The organism is Pseudomonas sp. 3A(2025), assembly GCF_054589175.1.
The window spans coordinates 115825-139340 of sequence record NZ_BAAILM010000025.1; the positions used below are offsets into that span (position 1 = coordinate 115825).

21 protein-coding genes and 1 pseudogene are annotated in these 23516 nt (G+C 62.3%); 8 read left to right on the plus strand and 14 right to left on the minus strand.

The window, feature by feature from the left end; genetic code table 11:
• Positions 1-22 precede the first annotated feature (22 nt).
• Together ACYP2A_RS09830 and ACYP2A_RS09835 are read left to right on the plus strand one after the other, a co-directional pair.
• Positions 23-754, plus strand: a complete 732-nt coding sequence (locus ACYP2A_RS09830; protein WP_459744760.1) for a DUF4198 domain-containing protein — start codon at positions 23-25, stop codon at positions 752-754.
• Positions 755-912: 158 nt separating this feature from the next.
• Entirely contained in the window at positions 913-1644 is a 732-nt protein-coding gene (locus ACYP2A_RS09835) for a DUF4198 domain-containing protein (RefSeq protein WP_459744762.1), read from the plus strand.
• Here the strand turns inward: ACYP2A_RS09835 and ACYP2A_RS09840 are convergent.
• The 12 genes and pseudogenes from ACYP2A_RS09840 to ACYP2A_RS09895 all read right to left on the minus strand — a co-directional run bounded on the left by ACYP2A_RS09840 (position 1604) and on the right by ACYP2A_RS09895 (position 14733).
• Positions 1604-2089 carry a thiol-disulfide oxidoreductase DCC family protein gene (locus ACYP2A_RS09840; RefSeq protein ID WP_459744764.1) on the minus strand — a complete coding sequence of 162 codons (486 nt, stop codon included), beginning with the start codon at positions 2087-2089 and terminating at the stop codon, positions 1604-1606. The two genes, ACYP2A_RS09835 and ACYP2A_RS09840, sit on opposite strands and share 41 nt — an antisense overlap.
• A gap of 43 nt (positions 2090-2132) precedes the next feature.
• Entirely contained in the window at positions 2133-2915 is a 783-nt protein-coding gene (locus ACYP2A_RS09845; RefSeq protein WP_459744766.1) for a hypothetical protein, read from the minus strand.
• A 127-nt stretch (positions 2916-3042) separates the two neighbouring features.
• Positions 3043-3603: pseudogene (locus ACYP2A_RS09850) on the minus strand (serine hydrolase domain-containing protein); the annotation flags it as partial.
• 51 nt (positions 3604-3654) lie between these two features.
• Positions 3655-4569 carry a hypothetical protein gene (locus ACYP2A_RS09855; RefSeq protein WP_459744767.1) on the minus strand — a complete coding sequence of 305 codons (915 nt, stop codon included), beginning with the start codon at positions 4567-4569 and terminating at the stop codon, positions 3655-3657.
• Entirely contained in the window at positions 4566-5393 is an 828-nt protein-coding gene (locus ACYP2A_RS09860) for a hypothetical protein (protein ID WP_459744769.1), read from the minus strand. Before ACYP2A_RS09860 ends, ACYP2A_RS09855 begins: the two co-directional genes overlap by 4 nt.
• A 187-nt stretch (positions 5394-5580) precedes the next feature.
• A complete protein-coding gene (locus tag ACYP2A_RS09865; RefSeq protein ID WP_459744771.1) occupies positions 5581-8634 on the minus strand; it encodes an efflux RND transporter permease subunit in 3054 nt (1017 codons plus the stop codon).
• Positions 8631-9731, minus strand: coding sequence for an efflux RND transporter periplasmic adaptor subunit (locus tag ACYP2A_RS09870; protein ID WP_459744773.1), 1101 nt, complete (start codon positions 9729-9731; stop codon positions 8631-8633). Before ACYP2A_RS09870 ends, ACYP2A_RS09865 begins: the two co-directional genes overlap by 4 nt.
• An 80-nt stretch (positions 9732-9811) precedes the next feature.
• Positions 9812-10429 carry a TetR/AcrR family transcriptional regulator gene (locus tag ACYP2A_RS09875; protein ID WP_459744774.1) on the minus strand — a complete coding sequence of 206 codons (618 nt, stop codon included), beginning with the start codon at positions 10427-10429 and terminating at the stop codon, positions 9812-9814.
• 148 nt (positions 10430-10577) lie between these two features.
• Complete coding sequence (locus ACYP2A_RS09880; protein ID WP_459744776.1) at positions 10578-11921, minus strand: MFS transporter; 1344 nt, start codon at positions 11919-11921, stop codon at positions 10578-10580.
• A gap of 83 nt (positions 11922-12004) precedes the next feature.
• Complete coding sequence (locus tag ACYP2A_RS09885; RefSeq protein WP_459744777.1) at positions 12005-12847, minus strand: NAD(P)-dependent oxidoreductase; 843 nt, start codon at positions 12845-12847, stop codon at positions 12005-12007.
• A gap of 10 nt (positions 12848-12857) precedes the next feature.
• Entirely contained in the window at positions 12858-13859 is a 1002-nt protein-coding gene (locus ACYP2A_RS09890; RefSeq protein WP_459744779.1) for a transketolase family protein, read from the minus strand.
• A 1-nt stretch (position 13860) separates the two neighbouring features.
• Positions 13861-14733, minus strand: coding sequence for a transketolase (locus ACYP2A_RS09895; protein WP_459744780.1), 873 nt, complete (start codon positions 14731-14733; stop codon positions 13861-13863).
• 178 nt (positions 14734-14911) lie between these two features.
• Between ACYP2A_RS09895 and ACYP2A_RS09900 the strand changes: the two genes are divergently transcribed.
• From ACYP2A_RS09900 to ACYP2A_RS09910, 3 genes are all read left to right on the plus strand, one after another.
• A complete protein-coding gene (locus ACYP2A_RS09900) occupies positions 14912-15772 on the plus strand; it encodes a LysR substrate-binding domain-containing protein (RefSeq protein WP_459744782.1) in 861 nt (286 codons plus the stop codon).
• A gap of 84 nt (positions 15773-15856) precedes the next feature.
• The gene (locus ACYP2A_RS09905; RefSeq protein WP_459744783.1) at positions 15857-16651 is read left to right on the plus strand and encodes a hypothetical protein; all 795 of its coding nucleotides are present in this window, start codon (positions 15857-15859) and stop codon (positions 16649-16651) included.
• 165 nt (positions 16652-16816) lie between these two features.
• Positions 16817-18043: an aminotransferase class V-fold PLP-dependent enzyme gene (locus ACYP2A_RS09910; RefSeq protein ID WP_459744784.1), complete on the plus strand. Its 1227-nt coding sequence runs from the start codon at positions 16817-16819 to the stop codon at positions 18041-18043.
• Between the two features lie 26 nt (positions 18044-18069).
• On the opposite strand, the gene ACYP2A_RS09915 is transcribed toward ACYP2A_RS09910, so the two are convergent.
• Complete coding sequence (locus ACYP2A_RS09915) at positions 18070-18525, minus strand: Lrp/AsnC family transcriptional regulator (protein WP_459744785.1); 456 nt, start codon at positions 18523-18525, stop codon at positions 18070-18072.
• Complete coding sequence (locus tag ACYP2A_RS09920; protein ID WP_459744786.1) at positions 18522-19226, minus strand: CerR family C-terminal domain-containing protein; 705 nt, start codon at positions 19224-19226, stop codon at positions 18522-18524. Before ACYP2A_RS09920 ends, ACYP2A_RS09915 begins: the two co-directional genes overlap by 4 nt.
• A gap of 102 nt (positions 19227-19328) precedes the next feature.
• Between ACYP2A_RS09920 and ACYP2A_RS09925 the strand changes: the two genes are divergently transcribed.
• The 3 genes from ACYP2A_RS09925 to ACYP2A_RS09935 are packed head-to-tail and all read left to right on the plus strand — an operon-like array spanning position 19329 to position 23420.
• Positions 19329-20438: an HlyD family secretion protein gene (locus ACYP2A_RS09925; RefSeq protein WP_459744788.1), complete on the plus strand. Its 1110-nt coding sequence runs from the start codon at positions 19329-19331 to the stop codon at positions 20436-20438.
• A complete protein-coding gene (locus ACYP2A_RS09930) occupies positions 20431-21987 on the plus strand; it encodes a DHA2 family efflux MFS transporter permease subunit (RefSeq protein ID WP_459744790.1) in 1557 nt (518 codons plus the stop codon). Before ACYP2A_RS09925 ends, ACYP2A_RS09930 begins: the two co-directional genes overlap by 8 nt.
• Positions 21984-23420, plus strand: coding sequence for an efflux transporter outer membrane subunit (locus tag ACYP2A_RS09935; RefSeq protein WP_459744792.1), 1437 nt, complete (start codon positions 21984-21986; stop codon positions 23418-23420). The genes ACYP2A_RS09930 and ACYP2A_RS09935 overlap by 4 nt, the downstream gene beginning before the upstream one ends.
• Positions 23421-23516: the final 96 nt, after the last annotated feature.

Genomic DNA, 23516 nt, shown 5'->3' on the forward strand with positions numbered 1-23516 from the left:
AAATAAAAACAAAGGATCCAATATGCGCATTACCTCTACCTTGCTGGCCCTCGGTGTCATCGGTGCTGCCCTGTATGCAGGCCAAGCCAGCGCACACGGTCTGTGGACCGAGCAACGGCGCGGCAATATCGAAGTGGTTTACGGCCATGGCCCTGAAGACAACGCCTTCAAGGCCCAGAAAGTCAGCGGTGCCTGGGCCTATGACCTGGCCGGCAAGCAGGTGCCGGTCACTGTCGAACGCCTGGATGACCACGCACGTCTCAAGCCCATCAAGCCGGTAGCCGTCATGGCTGTGGCGCTGGACAACGGTATGTGGACGCGTAACAAGGACAAGAAATGGATCAACGAAGGCCGTAGCAAAGTGGCTGGCGGCACCGAGTCGATCCACACCTTCAAATACAGCCTGGCCATCTACGAGCACGGCGCAAAACTGCCCGATCTGGACAAGCTGAAAATGGTCATCGTGCCGCAGGTCGACCCGCTGGAAGTCGGTCCGGGCAAACCGCTACCGGTGCAGGTGCTGATCGACGGCAAGCCGGCCGCCGGCATCAAGCTGTTCGGCGATTACCGCAGTGAACCCGATGAAGTCAGCGCCGAAACCGACGCCGAAGGGCGCGCCAGTGTCGTGGTGCGCAACGGCGGCCTGAACATCATCGCCGCCGAAGTCACCCTGCCGGTCAAGGACAACGCCGACATCGAAGCGCGCGGGCTGTTTACCTCGCTGACATTTGTCGGTGCCGAACACCACGATTGATCCCCAAGGCGCGGCGGGGTGCAATGCCTCGCCCGCCTTCGACTCAAACTGTTACAAACCCGCCGCAAGATAGTGTTGTGCCTGCATCCGTTCATCGGGATAAATGCGACTAATTATCAGTAGCACCCCTCCCCCTTTGATCGACAACAAGGATCACCATGCGCATCAACCCTTCCTTCCTGGCCCTGAGCCTGCTTGCCACCGCCCTGTTCGCCAACCAGGCCAGCGCCCACGGCCTGTGGACCGAACAGCGTCGCGGCAATATTGAAGTGGTGTTCGGCGAAGGCGCCGAAGACACCGCCTACAAGCCGGAAAAAGTCACCGGCGGCTGGGCCTGGGATCAGGCCGGCAAGCCGGTACAGGTGAGCATCGAACGCCTGGCCGACCACGCGCGCCTGAAACCCGCCAGCCCGGCCGCCGCCGTGGCCGCCGAACTGGACCTGGGCATCTGGACCCGCAACCCGGAAAACAAATGGATCAACGAAGCCCGTAGCAAGGTGACCGGTGGCGGCGAGTCGATCCAGACGCGCAAATACAGCCTGGCCATCTACGAACACGGGGTAAAACTGCCCGCGCTGGACAGCCTGAAACTGGTGATTGTGCCCCAGGCCGATCCGCTGGAAGTCGGCGTCGGCAAGCCGCTGCCTGTTCTGGTACTGCTCGATGGCAAACCGGCAGCCGGTATCAAACTGCTGGGCGACTACCGCAGCGCGCCCGATGAGGTCAGCGCCGAAACCGACACCAACGGTCTTGCCACTGTGGTGGTGCGCAACGAAGGCCTCAACGTCATCGCCGCCCAGACCAGCGTCCCGGTCAAGGACAACGCCGATTACACCAAGCGCGGTCTGTTTACCTCACTGACGTTTGTGGGCGCCGAGCATCACGATTGATGGCTTTCAGAAAGCGTTTTTCATGGTCCGGCGTGGGTAGCAAACACTGGTCGTACCGGCCGAAAATCCGGTAACGATTAAGCGCCACCCGGTCATAGCACCAGTCACGTACAGGTCGTGGAAGTACCCGCAGCAGGCCCAACAACGGCCAGGCGGCGGGTAGCTGCCGGACCACCTCGAAAAACGCATCCGAACGCACCCAATAGTGCCGGTCGCGGATCACCGCCATGGTGTCGAAATGGTCCACTGGCAAACCGGCCCAGGCCAGCAGTGCCTGGCCTTCGGGCGACTGCACCGTGGCCAGTCGTACACGCCGCCGATGATCGAAGCGAATCAGAAAGCGCGCCCAGCCGTTGCACAACTTGCACACGCCATCGAACAGCACCACGGTTTCGCCCGGCGCCAGCAGTGGCGCGGGATCGGGTCGTATGAGTGAGGTCGCCATAAGCGGGCTCCTGAAAAAACAATGGCCGATTATTCCACGTAGCTTATTCCACGTAGCGCAGCCACAGATAACGACGACCTTCGATGGCCCTGGCGAACGTTGCCGCGCGCAAGGCACGTTGCTCATCGGTGGTGTTGTACAGCGCGCACAGATCATCTGCCAGTGCCTGGGCGACCGATGCGTCGGCAGGCTCTGCCCGCAAAAAGCCAAGATAAGACGCGCCGACGCCGATCAACTCATAGCCATGCCTGAGCGCAAAATGCTGCGCCACAGCATGGTTTTGCTCAGGACCCAGATCGGGCTCGAAATAGCCATTTGGAAAAGCCGCCAGCGCTAACGCTGCATTTTCAACCGGCACGACGATGGCCGAAAGCGGCTGCTCAAGCAATGAAACAGGATCTTGCTGGTAGCGAATCCACGCTTGCAGCCCTGCCTCATCAAGGGTCAGACCAAAATCACAGGCATCCTGAAATGACACCGTGGCCACCAGCGCGGTGAAGTTGCGCACGCAGATCGGAAACTCCGCCTTGGTGGTCATGTAGCCGATGTACTCACCGTTTTCGAAGCACTCGGCCGGCAACCCGGCGATATCGAGCGGCGTCACATCGTCCAGCCCCAGATTGTTGCGCGCATGCCCGGAGGTGTAACGGGCCTGATGCACATCATCGAGCGAGAGCAGCAGCCTGCAACCTGGATGCTCGTCAGTCAGCTTTCGATGCGCCGCGATCAGCTCATCGATGTGGACGATATCGCTCAGGCGATACGCGTCACAGATGCCCTCGGCCGGGTTATCCCGCGTCAGGTTGCCGCAAAACTGAATGTCCATCGACTGTCACTTCCTCCATTGTTGGCGCTTCAAGCTTCATGGCCGACCGCCACCAAAAGCCGCGTCGACACCTGCGTTTCAACCTTGCCTTCATCGTCCGTCTCGCTGAACACGGCGCAGGTCGCCGCAGCACCGGCGTGCTCAACGGGCCAACCAGCAAACCGTGATAGACCCAGCAGGGATGATAAGTGCTGGCCGCGCCGAAACTGACATCGTGCAAATCCGCCTGGGTCGTTGCCAGCCGTACCTGAGACACGCCCAAAGGCAGAAAAATCCGCTGCGCCAATGCCTGCTCGAGCGCACAGCCGGCGAGCCGTTCGATCACCCTGCCCACCCACAGATACCCCACATTGGAATAGCGCCAGCCAGCTCCGGGTGCATAGCGCAACCGGTAAGCGTCCAGGCGTTGCAGCATTTCGTCGGCAGGCCACGGCTGCGCGCCTTCGCGGACTGCCGCATGATAGTCGGCCAGCTCGCTGTAGTCCGCCAGGCCGGCCTGATGCTGGAGCAATTGACGCAGCGTGAACGGGCCTTCGAGCAGCGGATCTTAAAGCCCGAGCAAGCCGTCGCGTACCAGCGTCAAGGCGGCGGCCGCCAACACGGTCTTGGTGAAGCTCCACCAGGGCACAATCAGATCGGGCTGATCGGCGCTGATTAAGCTGCCGTTCAGAAGGGTGATATGCGGCATTGTCTGTGGTAGACCCAGGATCAAAAACAACATCCTACCGCTATGGGTCTTTTATTGCGGCTTACCCTGAATGTTGACTCCAACTTTCAGAAACATGCCACGTGCATCGGCATTGAAAACGGCCGGCGTGGTGTTCAGCGCAATGGAGCGTTTGAACGGGACATTGCCAACGTTGCTATCCACCAGAAATTCACCTGGGATTTGTAGCTCGACGGGCAGGTCAATCATCGAGCCGCCAATCGCAATCGAGTCGCTGATATTGATTGGAATCTTGTAGTCCCACAGCGTCACGCAATCGGCCTGTTTCAAACACCAACGTAATGGCTCGCCCCATGTGGGACAGGGAACATGGGCGCTCGGACAAACCTTTTTCTGATCCTCGATAGCCGTCTTGAAGCCGTAGTCGATTCTGGAGGGCTCCAGCCTGAAAGCGGCCGAAACAAGGCTGGCTTCGCTGGACTTGAACACCAGTTGACCGGTTATCAGGGTTTCAGCGTTCAAGCCCAAGCCAATATGCCCGCCGACATTGGGCAACTTGGCGTGGCCATGAATCCTGACGTTGGCGTTGACCGCCAGGCGCGCCCCGACGTTCAACCTGCCCTCGTTAGTCCAGTCGGCATACACCTCTTCGATCATGCCAGTGGCCTTGTTGGCTGCAAGGTCATAGAACTCAAGGTAGTAATCCGGTGTGTCTTCCAGCTTGCGAACCTCGCGCACAAGCTCGACGAGAACGCGCCGCCTTTCGGGCGGGAGTTGATTGATGGACCTGACCAGGTTCGCCAGCGTCGAGCCACGCAACGCCAGTCCGATATCGGCACCGTCCCATACTGCATCCCCATTGGCGCGTTCAAGGATGCTTTCAAGTTCTGCCGGGAGAGGCGGTACCGCGACGACCGGTGCGCCAGCCTGACGCTCGCAACCGGCCAGCAGCGCTAACACAATAAGGCCTGACACGGATGATTTCATGGGGTCTCTCCCAGGACGGCCAGATCGCCGATAAGGTGCATGCCCCTTGGCAAAATCAGCACATCACGCAGGTCGAAGGTCCCGGCCCAGGACACTGGCGGCGTTGTCAACGTCGCGATGTAAGCCCCCTCTTTGATGGGGAACTCTCTGGTTTGTGCGGGTTGCGCGATCCTGATGATGTTTGAAACCGGTATCTGGATGTCGGGCAGCGCTTTGTTCAACGCCTCATTGATCTTTAGCTGGGCAATCTCGGCCACCAAGCCCTTGATATCGGTCTTGAATGGGCCCCAGCTTGCACTCGGTGCCAGATGCGACACAAACACCTTCAGGCGCATGGGCTTTGGCTGGCGAAGGGTAAATTCGGGGATGGAAATACTGGCCACGCCAAACAGGCTAATCGTTGAGGTGGTGATCTCCAGCTTCGCCGGCTCAAGCGGTTGTGGGATCACCGTGGCCAAGCCCAGAAGATCCAGCCGAAGCTCACCCTTCGCAGCTTGCAGTCCCAACCTGATGCCCGCCACCCCAGCCGAAAACTCTACCGAGACAGACGTCACCTCAACGGTTATGTCTTCACGCTCGGGCACCGGTATCTTGAAGCCCTCCAGCAGCCTGGCGGCATCGCCGATCAGCCGGCTGGACAAAAACAACTGCACATCGCCTTGCGCGAGCAGATCCGGCTGAAGTTTTAAACGCTCTGCTGTTTGCCGGGCTGCATCCTGCCTGGCGCTGGCAATACTGGCGTTCATGTCTTTGATGGCTTGCCCGGTATCGCCGCAGGCAGATAACAGCAGGCAGGCCAGACAGACGAGTGGAAGATTGCGCATAAAATCCTCCTGATTTTGATTGCGGCACCTCTTTCCTGAAAGCCTGGAGACTGCTGAAAATCACCTTGATCAATGTAGTCGACAGCGCACCACAGGCATCGACCTTGTGGGTGCTTACCTCAATAAACACGGGGGGCTCCGACCAGTGGCCAAGCAGCAGGCGAACGGTAACGCTGAGTGAAAAAACTCAGCGCCTGATCCTGAACCAGATCGAATACATCGCCGGCAAGAACACCAGTGTCAGCACCGTCCCCGCCAGCGTACCGCCGATCAGCGTATAGGCCAGCGTGCCCCAGAATACCGAATGGGTCAGCGGAATGAACGCCAGGATCGCCGCCAGTGCGGTCAGGATCACCGGCCGCGCACGCTGCACGGTGGCCTCTACCACGGCACTGAACGCATCCAGACCCGCCTGTTCGTTATGGTGGATCTGGCCGATCAGGATCAGCGTGTTGCGCATCAGAATCCCGGACAGCGCGATCAGCCCGACCAGCGCGTTGATGCCGAAGGGCTGCTGGAACAGGATCAGGGTCGGCACCACGCCGATCAGCCCCAGTGGACTGGTGAGAAACACCATGACCATCGCCGAGATCGAACGCACCTGCAAAATCAGGATGATCAGGGTCAGCGCCAGCATGATCGGGAACAGCGGCAGCATCGCCTCCATGGCCTTGCCGGACTCTTCGATGGAGCCAGCCTGCACAATGCGATAGCCGCTGGGCAGTTGCTCGATGATCGGTTGTAGTTCGCGGCTGATGGCTGTCGACACGTCCGGCGGCTGCAGGCCATCGGCGATGTCGCCGCGCACGGTAAGGGTCGGCACCCGGTCGCGGCGGCGCAGTACCGGCTCTTCCATGCGCACCTCGACCTCGCCGATCTGCGCCAGCGGAATGCGCTGGCCATTGGCGCCGGCCAGGGTGAAATCCATGATTCTGGCAGGATCGAGACGCAGGTCGCCGGCCGAACGGGCGACGACCTGCACGGTACGAATGTCCTCGCGCACGGCGGTCACGGGCACCCCGTTCAATAGAAACTGCAATTGCTGCGCGACCGCACTGGAACTGAGCCCGACCGCCTGCAAGCGGTCCTGCTGCAAGCTGAAATGCAGGGTCGGCACGCGCGTGCCCCAGTCGCTGTTGACGGTGCGCATCATCGGGCTGGCTTGCATGACGTGCTGCACCTTCGCGGCAATTTCACGCAACGTATCCAGGTCGGGACCGGTGACCCGGTAAGCCACCGGGAATGGCGAATAGGGCCCGAACACCAATTGGGTCACGCGCACCCGCGCCTCGCTGGCCAGGCCTTGGGCAATCGCCTCGCGCAGCCGGTGCTTCAATACTTCGCGCTGTTGCTCGTTGTCGGTACGTACCACGATCTTGGCGAACGACGGATCGGGCAGCTCCGGCCCCATCGCCATATAAAACCGTGGCGCGCCCTGGCCGATGTAGGCCGTGACGATGTGCGCCTCGGGTTGTTGGGCCAGCCAGGCTTCGATCTCGGCCGAGGCGGCGCTGGTCTGGGTGATCGAGGTGCCGTAAGGCATCTGCACTTCGACCAGCACTTCAGGGCGGTCGGAGACTGGAAAGAACTGCTTCTTGACCACGCCCATGCCCAGCACGGCCGCGACGAACAGGCCCACCACGGCGCCCGTGACCAGCCATTTGTGGGCAATCACCTGCGCCAGCAGGCGACGAAAACGGTTGTAGCGCGGCGTGTTGTAAAGCGCCTCATGGCCGCCTTCGACCTGCTTGACCTCAGGCAGCAGTTTGACGCCGAAGTAAGGCGTGAACAGCACCGCGACCAGCCACGAGGCGATCAGCGCAATGCCGACGATCCAGAACATATTGCTGGTGTACTCACCCGCCGTAGACCGCGCAAAACCGTTGGGCATGAAGCCCACGGCAGTGACCAGGGTGCCCGACAGCATCGGTGCGGCGGTGTGGCTCCAGGCATACGCCGAGGCGGCGATACGGCTGTAGCCCTCCTCCATCTTCACCACCATCATCTCGATGGCAATAATTGCATCGTCGACCAGCAGGCCCAGCGCCAGGATCAGCGAGCCCAGGGTGATGCGGTCAAAATTCTTGCCGGTCGCGGCCATCACTACAAACACGATCGCCAGGGTCAACGGCACCGCCGCTGCCACCACGATGCCCACCCGCCAGCCCATGCTGGCGAAGCAGACCAGCATGACCACCAGCAGCGCGACGAAGAACTTGACCATGAACTCATCGACCGCCGAACTGATATTCACCGACTGATCGGTGACCTTGCTCAGGCTCATGCCCAGCGGCAAGCCGGCGTTGATCGTCCCGACCTCGGCGTCCAGCGCACGGCCCAGGTCCAGGCCGTTCCAGCCATCACGCATGACGATGCCCAGCAGCAAGGCCGGTTCACCGCCGTTACGAATCATGAATGTCGCCGGGTCTTCATAGCCGCGCGTGACGGTGGCGACGTCCGACAGTTTCAGCGTACGCCCCTGCGCGACGATGGGCGTGTCGCGGATTTTCTGCAATTGCTCGAAGGCGCCGTCCAGGCGAATGAACACCTGCGGCCCTCGGGTTTCTACCGATCCAGCCGCCGTCAGGGCATTCTGGTCATTGAGCGCGGCAAACACCTCTTGCGGGCCGATGCCCAGCGTCGCCAGCCGCTCATGGGAGAACTCGACATAGATGCGCTCGGGCTGCTCGCCGACGATATTGACCTTCTTCACCCCCGGCACATGCAGCAGTTGCTGGCGCAGTTTCTCGGCATCGCGTACCAGCAGGCGCTGGGCTTCACCCTTGGCCTTGAGGGCAAACAAGGCAAAGGTGACATCGGCGTATTCATCGTTGACCATCGGCCCGATGACACCCGCCGGCAGGGTTTGCGCCTCGTCACCGACCTTCTTGCGCGCCTGGTAGAACTCCTCCGGCACCTGCGCCGGCGGCGTGCTGTCGAGCAGGGTCAAGGTGGTGAAGGCCAGCCCTGGCCGGGTGTAGGTCTCGGAGCGATCGTACCAGCGCAACTCTTGCAGGCGTTTTTCGATCTTTTCGGCGACCTGATCCTGCATCTCTTGTGCGGTCGCCCCAGGCCAGGCGGTGACGATGGTCATCACCTTGACGGTAAATGAAGGGTCTTCGGCGCGGCCCAGCTTGAAGAACGCGATCAGCCCGGCCAGCGAGATCAGGCAGACAAAAAACAGCGTGATCGAGCGCTCGCGCACGGCCAGCGCCGACAGGTTGAAACGGCTCTCACTCATGGCTGCGCACCTGCAACGGCGGTCTGCACGGCCAACCGTACAGCCTCGCCCTCGTGCAGCAGGTGTGCGCCCAGCGCGACGATACGCTCGCCCGGTTTGAGCGTGCCGCTAATGTGCACTGACTCATCGTCCAGTTGCTGAACCCGCACCGGCTGCCAGCGCACTTTCGCAGGCTCGCCTTCGATCACCCATACACCTGGACCAGAACCTGCGTCATGCAGGGCGGCAATCGGCACCTGCAAGCCCGTCTCGGCAACCGCCCCCGTAATCTGCACGGTAATGGTGGTGCCCAGTGGCGCGCTAGCCAGCTCACCCTCCAGCACATAACGCGCCTCGAAGGTGCGGGTCTGGCGGTCGGCGACATCGGACAATTGGCGCAGACGGGTCGGCACCCTGATGCCTGAGTTGCCGAACAAGGTCGCCTGCGCGCTGGAACCTACCGGCGGTCGCAGGGTTTCCGGCAACTGGACCACGGCCTCGCGCGGCCCGGCATGGGCCACGCGCACCGCCACTTGCCCTGCGCTCAGCACCTGGCCTGGTTCAGCCAGGGTTTCCATGACCGTGCCGTCGGCATCGGCCAGTAACTCGGCGTAACCGGTGGCGTTGAACGCCACTTGCGCCTGGGCCTGCGCGGCATTGAGGTCGGCTTTGGCAGCGTCGGCTGCCGCCCTGGCCTGATCGTAGGTGGAGGCCGACACCGCGCCGCTGGCACGCAAAGTGTGGTAGCGGGCTTCATCCTGAGCGGTGACAGCCGCTCGCGCACGCGCGGCTGCGACCGCTTCACGCTGCGCCCGGGCGGCCAGCTGCAGGTCGGCCGGGTCGATGCGCATCAGCACCTGACCGCGCCTGACCGTTTGCCCGGTATCTACCCGACGCTCCAGCACCTTGCCGGCGACGCGAAAGCCCAGATCGCTTTGTACCCGTGCCGCCACGGTGCCGGTAAACGCACGTGGCACCGAGGTCGCTGCCTGAACCACGGCAACCCGCACCAGCGGCGCTTCAGTGCGTGGATCGGTGGGGGTTTTATCGCTGCACGCGGCCAGCAATAACGGCAGCGTGCAAAGGAAGGCACATGAAATGAGGCGACGCCGAGGCATGAGAGTTTCCACCCAGAATGATCATGGCGCTCACTTTGGGTCTAGTGACCAATTTAGTCAATAGTCACAAATCTGCATTTTCAGGGCGACAGGCTACGCAACACCAGGCTCGACAACTGACCCGGCGCCTCATCGACGTAATCGAAGCCATGCTGCAACAGCAGCGGATTGACGTAAGGGCGGATCACCAGATAGATCGCCTTGACCGTTTCATCCAGCGGCGTCTTGCGCTCGAAATCTGCGCTTTGCCGGCCTTCGAGCAGAATGTCCTTGAGCAGTTCACGAATGCGTCCCTCATACGCGAGCGCCGCCGGCCAGCCTTCGGTGGCCGCTGACGTGGCGATCTCGTACAGCTTGCGGTCCTGGGAAAACAGCCGCACGCTGGACTCGACAATCGATTTGAACAGGCGCCGCAGCTTCTCGGGCGGCTGGTCGACCTCCTGCACCGCCGCCCGCACCTCGGCTTCAAGCTGGGCAAGGCAATTGGCACAGATCATCTCGCCGATGGCCTGCTTGGACTCGAAGAACTTGTAGATATAGGCCTTGGAAAAGGCGATGGACCTTGCGAGATCGGCAACGGTGGTCTTCTCGTAGCCGTATAGACTGAAGTGCTCGGTGGCAGCGGCAACGATCTGATCGCGCACCTCATGGTCGGCCGGACCACGGGCAGAAACGGCGGGGGGGATTTTTTTGCTCATGTTGCGCAGCTTACCGACAGTGTTCTGAATGGACAACAAGTGACCATAATTGAATATAGTCACAAACTCTTGCCAGGGCCATTGCACCCTGCACACCTGATTTTTTCATTCAGAGGCTGTGCCGGGTGCAAATCGGCTAGGCAGAGTATCAGTTCAGCGCTTTTGCCATGCCTTTGTCCATATTCCTGACGTTCCGGTCCAGCCACTCCTCACCCACCACGGCCGGCGCGGTCTCGGGCATGCGCAGGGCGCACAGGGTCGAGATCACTCCCAACGCGCTGAACAGCAGCGCCGGCCCGATCCAGCCCACCACTGCGAACAGCCCGGTGGCCACGAATGGCAAGGCACCGGCCACCAGCGAGGCGCCGTTGTAGCCCAGCGAGATACCGGACGAGCGCACGTTGGGCGGGAATTGCTCGGTGAACCAGCTGGCTTCCACAGCGAAGATCGGGTCATGGCTGAGCAGCAGCGACATGGCCACGGCCACCACGATCAGCGCCACCACGCCGGTATTGATCAGCAGAAACAGCGGAATGCCGAAGGCGATGGTGAACAGCGAGCCGATCAGGAAGACTTTCTTGCGCCCGATACGGTCGCTCAGCGCACCAAAGTACAGGTGGCTGCCCAGCCCCAGCGCCGAGCCGATCATGGTACCCCACAGCACGTTTTCCTTGGTCGCGACACCGGCCAACAGCACGTAGGACAACATGAAGCTGGTCGCCAGGTAATAGCCGCCGGTCTCGGCCAGGCGCAAGCCGACGATTTGCAGGATCTTGCGCCAGTCGTTGCGAATCACCGTCAGGGCCGGTTGTTTGATCAGGGTGTTCTCGGCCTTCATCTTCTCGAACTCGGGCGATTCGCTGACGCCCATGCGAATCCACATGCCAACGCCGACCATCACCACCGAGGCCAGGAACGGCGCACGCCACACCCAGTCGCCCTCAAGAAACGCCGCCGACAGCAGGAACGCGCCGTTGGCCATCAACAGCCCCAGCGGAATGCCGATCTGTGGCACCGCACCGAAGAAGCCACGCCGGTGCGGCGGCGCGTGTTCGCACGCCATCAACACCGCGCCGCCCCACTCCGCACCAAAGCCGATGCCCTGGATCATGCGCAGCAAGATCAGCAACACCGGCGCGATCAGCCCGGCCTGCTCGTACGTCGGTAGCGCACCGATCAGCACCGTGGCGCCGCCCATGAGCAGCAACGACCAGAGCAGCACCGCTTTGCGCCCGATACGGTCGCCATAATGGCCGGCCAGATAGCCGCCCAGCGGGCGCATGAAGAAGCCCACCGCCATGGTCGCGAACGCAGCGAGGATGCCGACGATGGGTTCGGTGGTGTGAAAGAACACCGAACCGAACCAGCCGGCCGCCGCCGTGCCGTAGATAAAGAAGTCGTAGCTTTCCACCGCCGACCCGATCATCGAGGCGAAGGACACTTTCGAGGCTTTGTCGTGCGGCTTGGCCGCCGCCGTACTTGAATGATTCATCACAAACCCTGCCTTTATTGTTTTTGTATGGGTAGGCAGACCGAAGCCTGCCCTGTTGCCTGTGCTTTATTACCGGCTCTGTATCACCAGGTCTCGATCACCCGGCTGTCGTCCCGCGCGCCCAGACCGGCCTGCGACGCACTGGAAAAACGCTGGTGCGCGATGTCCAGCAACGGCACCGCTGCCTTGCAGGCGCGTGCCGCTTCAGCCACCAGGCCGCTGTCCTTGACGAAGATGTCGACCATGCTGGTGACCTGCGTGTCGGTGCCTTGCAACATGCGCGGCCCGCGGTCGGAGAGCATCCACGAGCCGCCAGCGCCGCGTTCGACCAGCGCCAGCACCTGTGCAGGGTCCAGGCCCAGTGATTTCGCCAGGTTCAAGGCCTCGGCCGCCGCGACCAGATGCACCGAGCACAGGTGCTGGTTGACCACCTTGATCGCCTGACCATCACCGATGTCGCGGCCCGTGACCTTGACCTCGCCCATGGCACCGAGCACCGGCAATACCGCCTCGATATGCGCCTGAGCACCGGAGGCGAAGATCAGCAGGCTGCCGGTCTGCGCGCGCGCCACGCCGCCGGTGACGGGCGCATCGATCACGGTCACCCCCTTGGCTGTCAGCCGCGCACCTTGCTCGCGCACCGCCGCCGGGCCCACGGTGCTCATGATCACCCAGCTCTGGCCGTGGCGAACGTCACTGAATTGCGTGACCAGCGCCTCAAGCTGCGCTGGCGTGGCAACCATGACCACCACCACGCTGGCGTCCTGCGCCGCACGCCAGTCGGCGCTGGCCTCGATGCCTTGAGCCTGGGCACGGGCGCGGCCGGCGTCGCTCAACTCGATGCCGATCACCTGATGGCCGGCCTTGCTGATCTGCAAGGCCATGGGCAAGCCGATCGCGCCCAGGCCGATAAATGCAACGTTCATAGGGATGTCCTCAGCCGAGCCATTGGCGAATGTTGGCGGCCATCACGGCCGTGGAAATACCGTAGCGATCGTGCAACGTCGGCAGCGCACCGGCATCGAGAAAGGCATCGGGCAAGGCAATCTGGCGAAACTCCGGTGCGACGCGGGCCTTGAGCAAGGCCAGCGCGACGCTTTCACCCAGCCCGCCCACGGTGCTGTGGTTTTCCGCGACGATCACCAGCCGGCCGCTGCGCCGGCATTGCTCGATGATTGTCGCCTCGTCCAGCGGCTTGATGGTCGGCACATGCAGCACCGCGACATCGGCACTGCCATCGCCCAGCAGTTGCGCCACTTCCAGGGCGCGCATGGTCATGATGCCGCTGGCGATGATCAGCACATCCTTGCCGTCGCGCAGCAATCTGGCTTTGCCGAGTTCAAATTTATAGTCGTACTCGTCGAGCACCATCGGCACCTTGCCGCGCAACAGGCGCATGTACACCGGGCCGTTGTAGTCGGCAATGGCCTGCACCGCCTGAGCGGTGTCCAGCGCATCGCACGGGTCGATCACGGTCATCCCCGGAATCGCGCGCATCAGCGCCAGATCGTCGGTGGCCTGGTGGCTGGGGCCATAGCCGGTGGTCAGGCCAGGCAACGCCGCGCAAATCTTGACGTTGAGGTTTTCTTCGGCGATCACCTGATGAATGAAGTCATAGGCGCGCCGGGTGGCGAACACCGCGTAGGTGGTCGCGAACGGCACCAGGCCTTCCTTGGCCAGCCCGCCGGCCGCGGCCATCAGCAATTGCTCGGCCATGCCCATTTGCACATGCCGCTCGGGGAACTCACGGCCAAAGATGTGCAGGTCGGTGTACTTGGACAAATCGGCGCTCATGCCGACAATCCGCGAATCGCGCTGGGCGGCCACCACCAGCGCATGGCCAAACGGCGCGGTCTCGGTACGCTGGCCTTCGCTGGCAATAGAGGCAATCATCGCCGAGGTGGTCAGCCGTGGTTTTGCCAGGGTTTCGTTACCCATTTCAGTGCACTCCCTTGTCGTAGTGGGCATCCAGCACGGCAAGCGCGGCCTGCCATTCGTTCGGCTCGACACGGATGAAATGGTTTTTCTCACGCGCCTCAAGAAAGTCCACGCCCTTGCCCATCAAGGTGTCGAACAGAATCACCCGCGGTTTGGCTTCGGTCACCGCCATCGCGGTGTCGAACGCTGCCAGCACCGCCGGCAAGTCGTTGCCGTCGATGCGCTGCACATGCCAGCCAAACGCTTGCCACTTATCGACCAGCGGCTCGAATTCGAGGATTTCGTGGGAGTTGCCGTCGGCCTGTTGCTTGTTCAGGTCGACCAGCGCGATCAGGTTGCCCAGCTTGTGGTGCGCCGCCGACATCGCCGCTTCCCAGGTCGCGCCTTCGTCCAGCTCGCCATCGGACATGGAATTGAACACCCAGGCCGGGTTGCCTTTCATGCGCAGGCCCAGCGCCATGCCGACGCCAATCGCCAGGCCCTGGCCCAGCGAACCGCCGGACATTTCCATGCCCGGCGTGTAAGTGGCCATGCCCGACATCGGCAGCCGGCTGTCGTCGGCGCCGTAGCTGTCGAGTTCGTCTTCGGCAATCACGCCGGCTTCCAGCAAGGCCGCATACAGCGCAATCGCGTAGTGACCGTGCGACAGCAGAAAGCGGTCGCGGCCTTCCCAGCTCGGGTTGTCGGGATCAATGTTCATGGCGTGGCAATAGGCGACGGCCAGCACATCGGCCCAGCCCAGCGCCTGACCGACATAGCCCTGGCCCTGGACTTCGCCCATGCGCAGGGCGAAGCGACGAATGCGCCAGGCGTGATGCGCCAGGCGCGCGAGCGGCTCGGGTGCCGCTGCGGCACGTGTAGGAATTATTGTCATTATGGTTTCCTGCTTGCGATAGAAATGGCCCCGTGCTGAACTGATGTTAAATATTCATCCAAACGATCAGCGCGAAACGTGAAGCCACGCTATCACTGGAGATTCAGCGCTTACAAAGGGCATTTTTACAGCAATGGATGAGAAAAATTCAGCAATAGCGCGCCTGAGAAAGGTCCCGTTGTCATCGCTGCGGGTCTTTGAAGCGGCCGGACGCAGCGGCTCGTTTGCCGTGGCCGCGCAAGAGCTGGGCCTGTCGTCGAGCGCCGTCAGCCATTCGATTCGCAAGCTTGAAGAAGCGATCGATCTGGTGCTGTTCGAGCGCACCACCCGCGAGGTGAACCTCACCGTGCGCGGCCGCCTGCTGCTGGAGCATGTGCAGCGCGGGCTGGACGAAATGCAGCGTGGCTTTGCTCTGATCAACGCCGACGAGCCTCCACCGCTGCGTCTGCACACCGCGCCCAGCTTCGCCACGCAATGGCTGATGCCGCGCCTGGCGCGCTTCGTGGCGGCGCACCCGAACATCGACCTGCGCTTCTCGGCAAGCACCGAATACGCGCGCTTCGACAACGATGATTTCGACCTCGACATCGTCTACGGCGAGCCCAAGGGCAGCCTCAACGAGAAGGTCCCGCTCGCGGTTGAACACCTCACGCCGCTGTGCAGCCCGCAGATCGCCGCGACCATTCGCAGCCCGCAAGACCTGCACCATCACACGTTGATCCAGTGCGAAGTGCAGATGCTGCAATGGAAAGGCTGGTTCGAAGCCAACCACCTGTTCGCCCCGCACCACTATGGGTTGCGCTTCGACCGCAGCGCCATGGCCATCGCCGCCGCCGTAAACGGCATGGGTGTGGTGCTGGAATCCACCTTGCTGGCCGAAGGCGAGTTGAAAAGCGGCGCATTGGTGGCGCCCTTGCGCAGCGTGACCCACGAGATTCAGTACATCGGCCATTATCTGGTCTACCCCAAGCGCCGCACCCGACACGAGGCTTCGGAGGTGTTCAAGAAATGGCTGCTGGATGAGATCGGGGTGAGGTAGCAATACGATAGCTATACTGCTTACGATAGGGCCGGAGCTGGCTCGCAGTAGCGGAGATTGACCGTGCGATCATGGATGAACAGCGTGTCGGGCAGGCCTCTGCTCGTATTGACCGCCATCCTGCTGAGCGGCTGCGCCCGACAACACAGCGAGCCTGCAATCGTCGGCATCTGGGCCCTGCAACCGTTGCACGACGGCACTGCCACGGTCGCTCACTACCGCACTGACGGCACGTTACTGTTGCAGCCCTTCAATTGCATCGACCCGCGCCCGCAGCCAGCGGATGTTTCCAGCTACACGGTGGCCGAGGATGGCCAGTCGATTCATCTCTCGTCGCCGCTGAACACCTTCGACTTCAAGGTCCTGGCACTTACACCCTCACACATGCAGCTGGGCCGCGACGTGGCCGGCCGCCGGCTGACATACGATTACACCCGGGTCGACGCGGTTGCACCGTTATGCGCGCTCTACCCTGGCCTGACTACCGAGCTGGCCCGGCGCACGCCTTACACACCCGGCGACTTCGTAGCCGACCCGAGCATCCCTGCGCACACGGGCATGGACCACTATGTCGGCAAATGGGCGAGTGCAGAAAACCAGATGCTGCTTGAGATCGTTCGGGATGCACAAGGCGGCTATTACCTCTTCAATGCCGGCGACGAGAACTGGCATCACCTGTTCAATAACGTCCGCTGGGAAGGTGATGAACTGCACTTCAAGAGCTTTGCCTATTCCGACAATGAATGGTTATTCCGCCATCCGTACCACAAGTCGCAGAACACAGTGACTCTCCAGCCAACGCCTGACGACCGATTGCGCTATACGTTTTTTATCGATGGCGAGCGGGTCAGTGACGTGATGGTGCGGGTCAAGGATTGAGGGGTCGGTTTCGGCCAGGCGAATGATTTGATTCATTTTCACCCGAAAAAATACAAGATTCCTGCACAAAACCCGCCGCCCCAACGGTTTTCGCAGAATTCCTGCGCGGCATGGCGATTAGCATAAAAGACCTCAAATCCTTGCGCCAACGCCGGAGTTTCGACCATGCCTGTACTCGATCTGTCCTTTGTCCGCCGCCAGTTCCCGGCTTTCTCCGAAGCGTCTTTGCAGGATCAGGCTTTTTTCGATAATGCCGGTGGCTCGTACGTCTGCGAGCACGTGATTGAACGCCTCGGGCGTTTCTACCGGCAAACCAAAATGCAGCCTTACGGCGCGCACCCGGCGTCGCGCCGGGGTGGCGAAGAGATGGATCATTCGCACGTCGAACTCGCCCGTTATCTCGGCGTTGCGACTGAAGAAGTGCATCTGGGGCCGTCGACGTCGCAGAATATCTATGTGCTGGCCGAGGCGTTTGCCAATCGCCTGCAAGCCGGCGACGAAATCATCGTCACCAACCAGGATCACGAAGCCAATAACGGCGTGTGGCGGCGCCTGGCCAAACGCGGCATCGTGATCCGGGAATGGCAGATCAACGCCAGCACCGGTTCGCTGGAGATCGCCGCGCTGCAAGCCTTGCTCTCACCACGCACCCAAGTAGTGGCCTTCACCCATTGTTCGAACATTCTCGGTGAAATCAACCCGGTCCGGGAAATCTGCGAGGTCGTGCATGCCGCCGGGGCCATCGCGGTGGTCGACGGTGTTTCCTACACCGGTCACGGCCTGCCGGACGTCGCTGAACTGGGCGCCGATATCTACCTGTTCTCGCTGTACAAGACATTTGGTCCGCATCTGGGCGCCATGGTGATCCGCCGCCCGCTGATGGATTTTCTGGGCAACCAGGCTCACTACTTCAACTCGGCGCACCTGGCGAAGTGGTTTGTGCCGGCCGGCCCCGATCATGCACAGGTGGCGGCCGCCAGCGGCGTGACGGCTTATTTCGATGCCATACATGCGCATCATTTTCCGGATGCCGCCGCCACAGAGCAGCCGCGCAATGTCCGCAAACTGCTCAGGGACGCCGAGCTTGAGCGGTTGCCAGCGCTGCTGGAGTTTTGCGCAAACGACTCACGGGTACGCCTGCTGGGGCCGGCAGACGCTACAAAGCGGGCACCGACCGTCTCGTTGCAAACCCTGAATGCCAGCCCGCGCACGGTCGCCGAACGGCTGGCCGGCAAGGGCATCATTGCCGGCGCCAGCCACTTCTACGCGGTGCGTCTGCTGGAGGCTCTGGGCGTCAATCCCGATGAAGGCGTGCTGCGCCTGTCGTTCGTGCACTACACCTCGGCTGAAGAGGTTCAAAAGCTGATCGGCGCGCTGGAGGAGTCGTTGTAAGTTAAAAACGCTACGGGGCTGGCCGATCAGCCCCGTACCAGATCATCCAGACAAATAAACGACTGAGTGCTGCTGATATCGGCATGACCGTTGAGTTCGTCGACCAGAATCCGGGTGAAGTCGGCCATTCTGGGCGCCACCACGCGGATCATGAAATCCACATCGCCCGTGACACCGGTCGCCACCCTCACCCACGGCCGGTTCTGCAACAGCACGGCGACACGCTCTCTGGCACCGGGCCGCGCGGCTTTATCGAGCGTTACCAGAATCCAGGCGCTGACATCGTTGCCCAGTTTGCTCTCGTCGATGATCGCCGTGTAGCCACGAATAATCCCTTCATCCTCCAGCCGCTTGACCCGTCGCAGGCACTGCGACGGCGACAGCCCGACCTGGGTCGAGAGCTGTTGATGGCTGATACGACCGTCTTTTCTGAGCACGGCAACGATCCGTGCATCCATCCTGTCGAGGGTTGAATCGGTCATGGCGCATCTCTCTGCGCCACCAGCGCCTGCAATGTCAACCGCGTCTGCCCCAGCAATACGTCACGCACCATTTCCATCTGCACCTTATCGATACGCTCCCAGCCCATGGCTTGCAGGACCTGATGCCTCAGCACCCGAAACACCATGCCCTGGCTATTGAGCGCCAAGGCGCGGATCAGCGTGTGCGGGTCGTCCGCGGCGGCCCCGGTCAAGCGGCCGATCATCGCGCAAGTCACCGTGCGGATATGCCCGTGCAGCCGCTCGTTCATCAGCTCCACCGTGTCCGCAGGCCCGAGCCCGGCCTGCACGCGGGCCATGAACAGGCGCCATTCACTGGCACGCGGGCTGTCATGGATAAAGGCAATGAATGCCCCCAGGATCTCAAGATAGGCGTCGATCAGTTGCGCATCGGTGACGTTATCAACCAGCAGAATGACTTCGGCGGCGCGCAAGGGTGATTCCAGTCGTTCCCAGACACGCTCGATGATGTGCTCTACGCAGGCGCGATAAAGGCCTTCCTTGTTATCGAAGTAGTACTGCAATGCCGGCGCATTGAGGCCGGCATCGGTGGCGATATCACGGGTGGAAGCGCCTTCGAAGCCGCGCTCGCCAAACAGTTTCAGGGCGCTGTCGATCAGCCGGGCGCGGGTCTCTTCACCGCGCTGGTAGCCGCCCTCGGCGGTGGGTTTGTGTCGAGCCATGAACACGTCCTGAATGGAAACATTTTGAAATTATATCAATTGACATAAATTTGCTCGCCCCGCATTTTATTCCACATGGAATAAATCCGGAGCCTACCATTCATGTCCCTCGATCGTCCTGCCGATCAGTCATCCGCACCAACGCCCGCCACTGCCGCCAATCGGCGTAAACCCAAGCGTGTATTGCTGGGGCTGCTGGCGGCAGCGCTGGCCGGCGGATTGATATGGGGCGGGCACTGGTACCTGCAAGGGCGCTTTATCGAAAGCACCGACGACGCCTACCTGCAGGCCGACAGTATGACCGTATCGCCGAAAATCGGCGGCTATGTCGCCGAGGTGCTGGTGGCCGATAACCAGCGTGTCGAAGCCGGCCAGCCACTGGCGCGGCTCGACACTGACAATTACCGGGTATCGAGCGAGAAAGCCGCTGCCACCGTGGCGGCACGCGAGGCAGATGTGTTGCGCGCCGAGGCAGAACTGGCGCAGCAGGACGCGACCATTGCACAAAACCGTGCCGATGTGGCCGGTGCCGAGGCCGACCTGAGCCACAGCAAAGCCCAGGTCAAACGCTATGCACCGCTGGCGCGCTCCGGTGCGGAAACCGAAGAACGGCTGGCCGACCTCAACAACGAACAGGCCCGCGCCACGGCCACTCTGGCCGCAAAAAAGGCGGCATTGCGCGCCAGTGAAGTGCGGGTCGGCACCCTCAAGGCGCAGTTGCAGCAGACCCGCGCACAATTGGCCGAAGCGAAGGCCAATGCCCGCCAGTCCGACATCGACCTGGGCGACACGCTGTTGCGCAGCCCGATTGCCGGCAGTGTGGCCGGGCGCAGCGTGCGCGTCGGCCAGTTCGCCCAGCCCGGCACACGGCTGATGACCATCGTACCGTTGCAGGCGATTTATCTGGTCGCCAACTTCAAGGAAACCCAGATCGGCCAGATGCGCGCCGGGCAATCGGTCAAGGTGCACATCGACGCCCTGCCCGGCCATGAACTGAGCGGTCATATCGACAGCCTGTCGCCTGGCACCGGCGCACAGTTCGCGCTGCTGCCGCCGTCCAATGCCACCGGCAACTTCACCAAGATCGTGCAGCGGGTACCGGTGCGCATCGTCCTCGACTTGCCCGAAGAGTTGCGCCCGGTGGTCATGCCGGGGCTGTCGGTGACCGTCGACGTCGACACCCGCAGCGCCGGAAACGATCAGCATGGCTGACAGCGCACGTCCGGCCAACGCCTCGCTGAGCGACTGGATCGCCGTGGCTGCCGGCTCCCTTGGCGCACTGCTGGCGACCCTGGACATTTCCATCACCAACTCGGCACTGCCGCAGATTCAGGGCCAGATTGGCGCCACCGGCACCGAAGGCACCTGGATCGGTACCGGCTACCTGATGGCCGAAATCGTCATGATTCCGCTGACCGCCTGGCTGACCCGTGTGTTTGGCCTGCGCCGTTTCCTGATGAGCATGGCGGTGCTGTTCACCCTGTTTTCGATCTATTGCGGCTTGTCTGGCAGCCTGACGCAGATGATCGTCGGCCGCATCGGCCAGGGGCTGGCAGGCGGCGCGATGATTCCCACGGCGCAGACCATCGTGCGCACGCGCCTGCCCGCGCACCAGTTGCCGATCGGCATGAGCGTGTTCGGCCTGACCGTGCTGCTGGGGCCGATTCTGGGGCCGGTGGTCGGCGGCTGGCTGACCGAAAACGCCAGTTGGCGCTGGTGTTTTTTTCTCAATCTGCCGGTCAGCGTGGCGCTGGTGACCTTGCTGTGGGTCGGCCTGCAAGCCGAAAAGGCGCATCTGGAGCGTTTCTTCAAGGCTGACTGGCTGGGCATCGTCGGCCTGTCGGTGGGCCTCAGCTCGCTGACCGTGGTATTGGAAGAAGGCCAGCGCGAACGCTGGTTCGAGTCGTCGATGATTCTGTGGCTGAGCGTCCTGACACTGATCGGCCTGCTGCTGGTAACGCTCAGCCAGCTCACTGCCCGCCAGCCCATCGTGCGCCTGAGCCTGCTGCGCAACCCGCGTTATGCCAGCGTGATTCTGATTGTCTCGGTGGTCGGCGCGGGCCTGTATGGGGTGTCGTACCTGCTGCCGCAATTTCTCGGCAATGTCTCCGGCTACAACGCGCAACAGGCCGGTTCCATCATGCTGCTGTCCGGGGTGCCGGCGTTTTTGCTGATTCCTTTTTTGCCCAGATTGTTGGCGCGCTATTCGGCGCGGATCATGGTGATTGCCGGGCTGCTGATGTTCAGCGCCAGTTGCCTGCTGGACGTGGCGCTGACCGCCGACAGTGTCGGCCATGACTTCTATGCCTCGCAGATCCTGCGCGGTTTCGCCCAGATGCTGGCGATGATGCCACTCAACCAGGCCGCCATGTCGGCGGTCAGCAACGAGCAAGCCGGTGATGCGGCCGGCCTCTACAACATGGCGCGCAACCTCGGTGGCTCGATTGGCCTGGCGCTGATCGGGGTATTGATCGACCGCCGCGACCACCTGCACGACGCCGCCCTGCGCGAGTCGGTCAGCGCCAACAGCACGCTGGTGCAGGAGCAGATGGCCGAGCGCGCCGCCAGCTTTGCCGTCAGCACCGGCGATGTGGCCCACGCGCAAACCCAGGCCCTGCAACAACTGGCCGACACCATCGCCCGCCAAGCGCTGGTGATGACCTACGGCGACTGTTTTCTGGTGCTGGCCTTCGCGCTGGCGGCCTGCGTGCCGCTGGCCCTGCTGCTTAAAACCCGCTCGCCATTGGGGGCTGCAAAATGATGCGCAACACCTTGTTGACCACGCTGATCCTCGCGGCGCCCTTGATCCTGCTCGGCGGTTGCACCGTCGGCCCCGATTATCAAGGCGCGCCAGAGGTGACGGCCACGCCCCTTGCCGAGCACCTGGCCCACGACCGCCGCAACCTGCCGGTAACCCCCGCCGTAGCCCAATGGTGGTTGAGCCTGAATGATCGCCAGCTCGACCAACTGGTCAGCGAAGCCTTGGCCAATAACACCGACATCGCCCAGGCCCGCGCCCGCCTGCGCCAATCGCGCGCCGGCCTGAGCAGCCAGCAGGCCGCCGCCCGGCCCAAGGTGTCGAGCAACGCCACGATGCTGCGCATGCGCTCGCCCGACCTGTCACAGCTAAGCGATGGAGAAAGCAGTGGCGGCGGCCGTGGCCCGCTGAGCCTGTACCTGGTGGATTTCGACGCCAGCTGGGAAGTCGACCTGTTCGGCGGCACCCGCCGTGCCATCGAAGCCGCCGATGCCAGTAGCGAAGCCAGTGCCGCGCAACTGGCCGATACTCAGGTGCAACTGGTGGCCGAGGTGGTGCAGGCCTACGCCGACCTGCGCGACCGTCAGGCACGCCTGGCACTGGTCGATGCTTCGGTCGATATCGAACAGCAAGTGCTTGAGCTGACCCGCCAACGCCGCAGCCAGGGCGTGGCCAGTGAACTGCAACTGGAACAGGTCTTCACCCAGAGCGAAACCACCCGCGCACAACGCCTGCCGCTGCAAGCGCAGATCATCGAGTCGCTCGACCAGATCGCCCTGCTGTGCGGCCTGCCGCCCGGCGAGCTGGACAACCGGCTAAGCAGCACGCAACCCTTGCCGCAGATTCCCGAACACGTACCGGTCGCCAACCCGGCGCAATTGCTCAAGGCGCGCCCGGACATCCGTAATGCCGAACGCAACCTGGCCTCGGCCACCGCGCAGATCGGCGAGAAGACCGCCGACTGGTTTCCCAGACTCAGCCTCATGGGCGACCTCGGTTTCAGCGCCGGCGACCCCGGCCATCTGGCGCGCAAGAGCAACGCCACCTGGCTGGCCTTGCCGCGCCTGACCTGGAACGCCTTGGATTTTGGCCGGGTAAAAGCCGGCATCGAAGAAGCCGAAGGCGGCCGTGACCTGGCCCTGGCGCAATACCGTGGCACGGTGCTGGGTGCCCTGCGCGATGCGGACAGCGCCCTGGCACGCTACGGCCATCAACGCGAAAACGTGGTGATGCTCAGCGACATCCAGGCCAGCGCCGAACGCGCAGCCCTTCTCACCCGCCAACGCTACCGCGCTGGCACCGCCAGCACCCTGGACTGGCTAGACGCCGAAAGGACCCGCTTCGAGGCGCAGCAGAACCGGGTGGCCGGCGATGCGCAGTTGCTGAAGGATTTTGCGGGGCTGCATAAATCGCTGGGGTTGGGGTGGGAGGGTTGAGCAGGCAATATCCCCCATCAGAGTTACAAGATATGTCAGCCCCATCATCACGCTGAACTAACGCGCTGATCACACGATCCATCTTCCTGCGCGGGC

Coding starts and splice junctions, on each gene's coding strand:
- ACYP2A_RS09865 (WP_459744771.1), bottom strand. CDS start 8,634: ATGAGTGAGAGCCGTTTCAACCTGTCGGCGCTGGCCGTGCGCGAGCGC.
- ACYP2A_RS09930 (WP_459744790.1), top strand. CDS start 20,431: ATGGCTGACAGCGCACGTCCGGCCAACGCCTCGCTGAGCGACTGGATC.
- ACYP2A_RS09935 (WP_459744792.1), top strand. CDS start 21,984: ATGATGCGCAACACCTTGTTGACCACGCTGATCCTCGCGGCGCCCTTG.
- ACYP2A_RS09915 (WP_459744785.1), bottom strand. CDS start 18,525: ATGACCGATTCAACCCTCGACAGGATGGATGCACGGATCGTTGCCGTG.
- ACYP2A_RS09840 (WP_459744764.1), bottom strand. CDS start 2,089: ATGGCGACCTCACTCATACGACCCGATCCCGCGCCACTGCTGGCGCCG.
- ACYP2A_RS09845 (WP_459744766.1), bottom strand. CDS start 2,915: ATGGACATTCAGTTTTGCGGCAACCTGACGCGGGATAACCCGGCCGAG.
- ACYP2A_RS09885 (WP_459744777.1), bottom strand. CDS start 12,847: ATGAACGTTGCATTTATCGGCCTGGGCGCGATCGGCTTGCCCATGGCC.
- ACYP2A_RS09910 (WP_459744784.1), top strand. CDS start 16,817: ATGCCTGTACTCGATCTGTCCTTTGTCCGCCGCCAGTTCCCGGCTTTC.
- ACYP2A_RS09870 (WP_459744773.1), bottom strand. CDS start 9,731: ATGCCTCGGCGTCGCCTCATTTCATGTGCCTTCCTTTGCACGCTGCCG.
- ACYP2A_RS09925 (WP_459744788.1), top strand. CDS start 19,329: ATGTCCCTCGATCGTCCTGCCGATCAGTCATCCGCACCAACGCCCGCC.
- ACYP2A_RS09880 (WP_459744776.1), bottom strand. CDS start 11,921: ATGAATCATTCAAGTACGGCGGCGGCCAAGCCGCACGACAAAGCCTCG.
- ACYP2A_RS09920 (WP_459744786.1), bottom strand. CDS start 19,226: ATGGCTCGACACAAACCCACCGCCGAGGGCGGCTACCAGCGCGGTGAA.
- ACYP2A_RS09860 (WP_459744769.1), bottom strand. CDS start 5,393: ATGCGCAATCTTCCACTCGTCTGTCTGGCCTGCCTGCTGTTATCTGCC.
- ACYP2A_RS09890 (WP_459744779.1), bottom strand. CDS start 13,859: ATGGGTAACGAAACCCTGGCAAAACCACGGCTGACCACCTCGGCGATG.
- ACYP2A_RS09835 (WP_459744762.1), top strand. CDS start 913: ATGCGCATCAACCCTTCCTTCCTGGCCCTGAGCCTGCTTGCCACCGCC.
- ACYP2A_RS09830 (WP_459744760.1), top strand. CDS start 23: ATGCGCATTACCTCTACCTTGCTGGCCCTCGGTGTCATCGGTGCTGCC.
- ACYP2A_RS09895 (WP_459744780.1), bottom strand. CDS start 14,733: ATGACAATAATTCCTACACGTGCCGCAGCGGCACCCGAGCCGCTCGCG.
- ACYP2A_RS09875 (WP_459744774.1), bottom strand. CDS start 10,429: ATGAGCAAAAAAATCCCCCCCGCCGTTTCTGCCCGTGGTCCGGCCGAC.
- ACYP2A_RS09855 (WP_459744767.1), bottom strand. CDS start 4,569: ATGAAATCATCCGTGTCAGGCCTTATTGTGTTAGCGCTGCTGGCCGGT.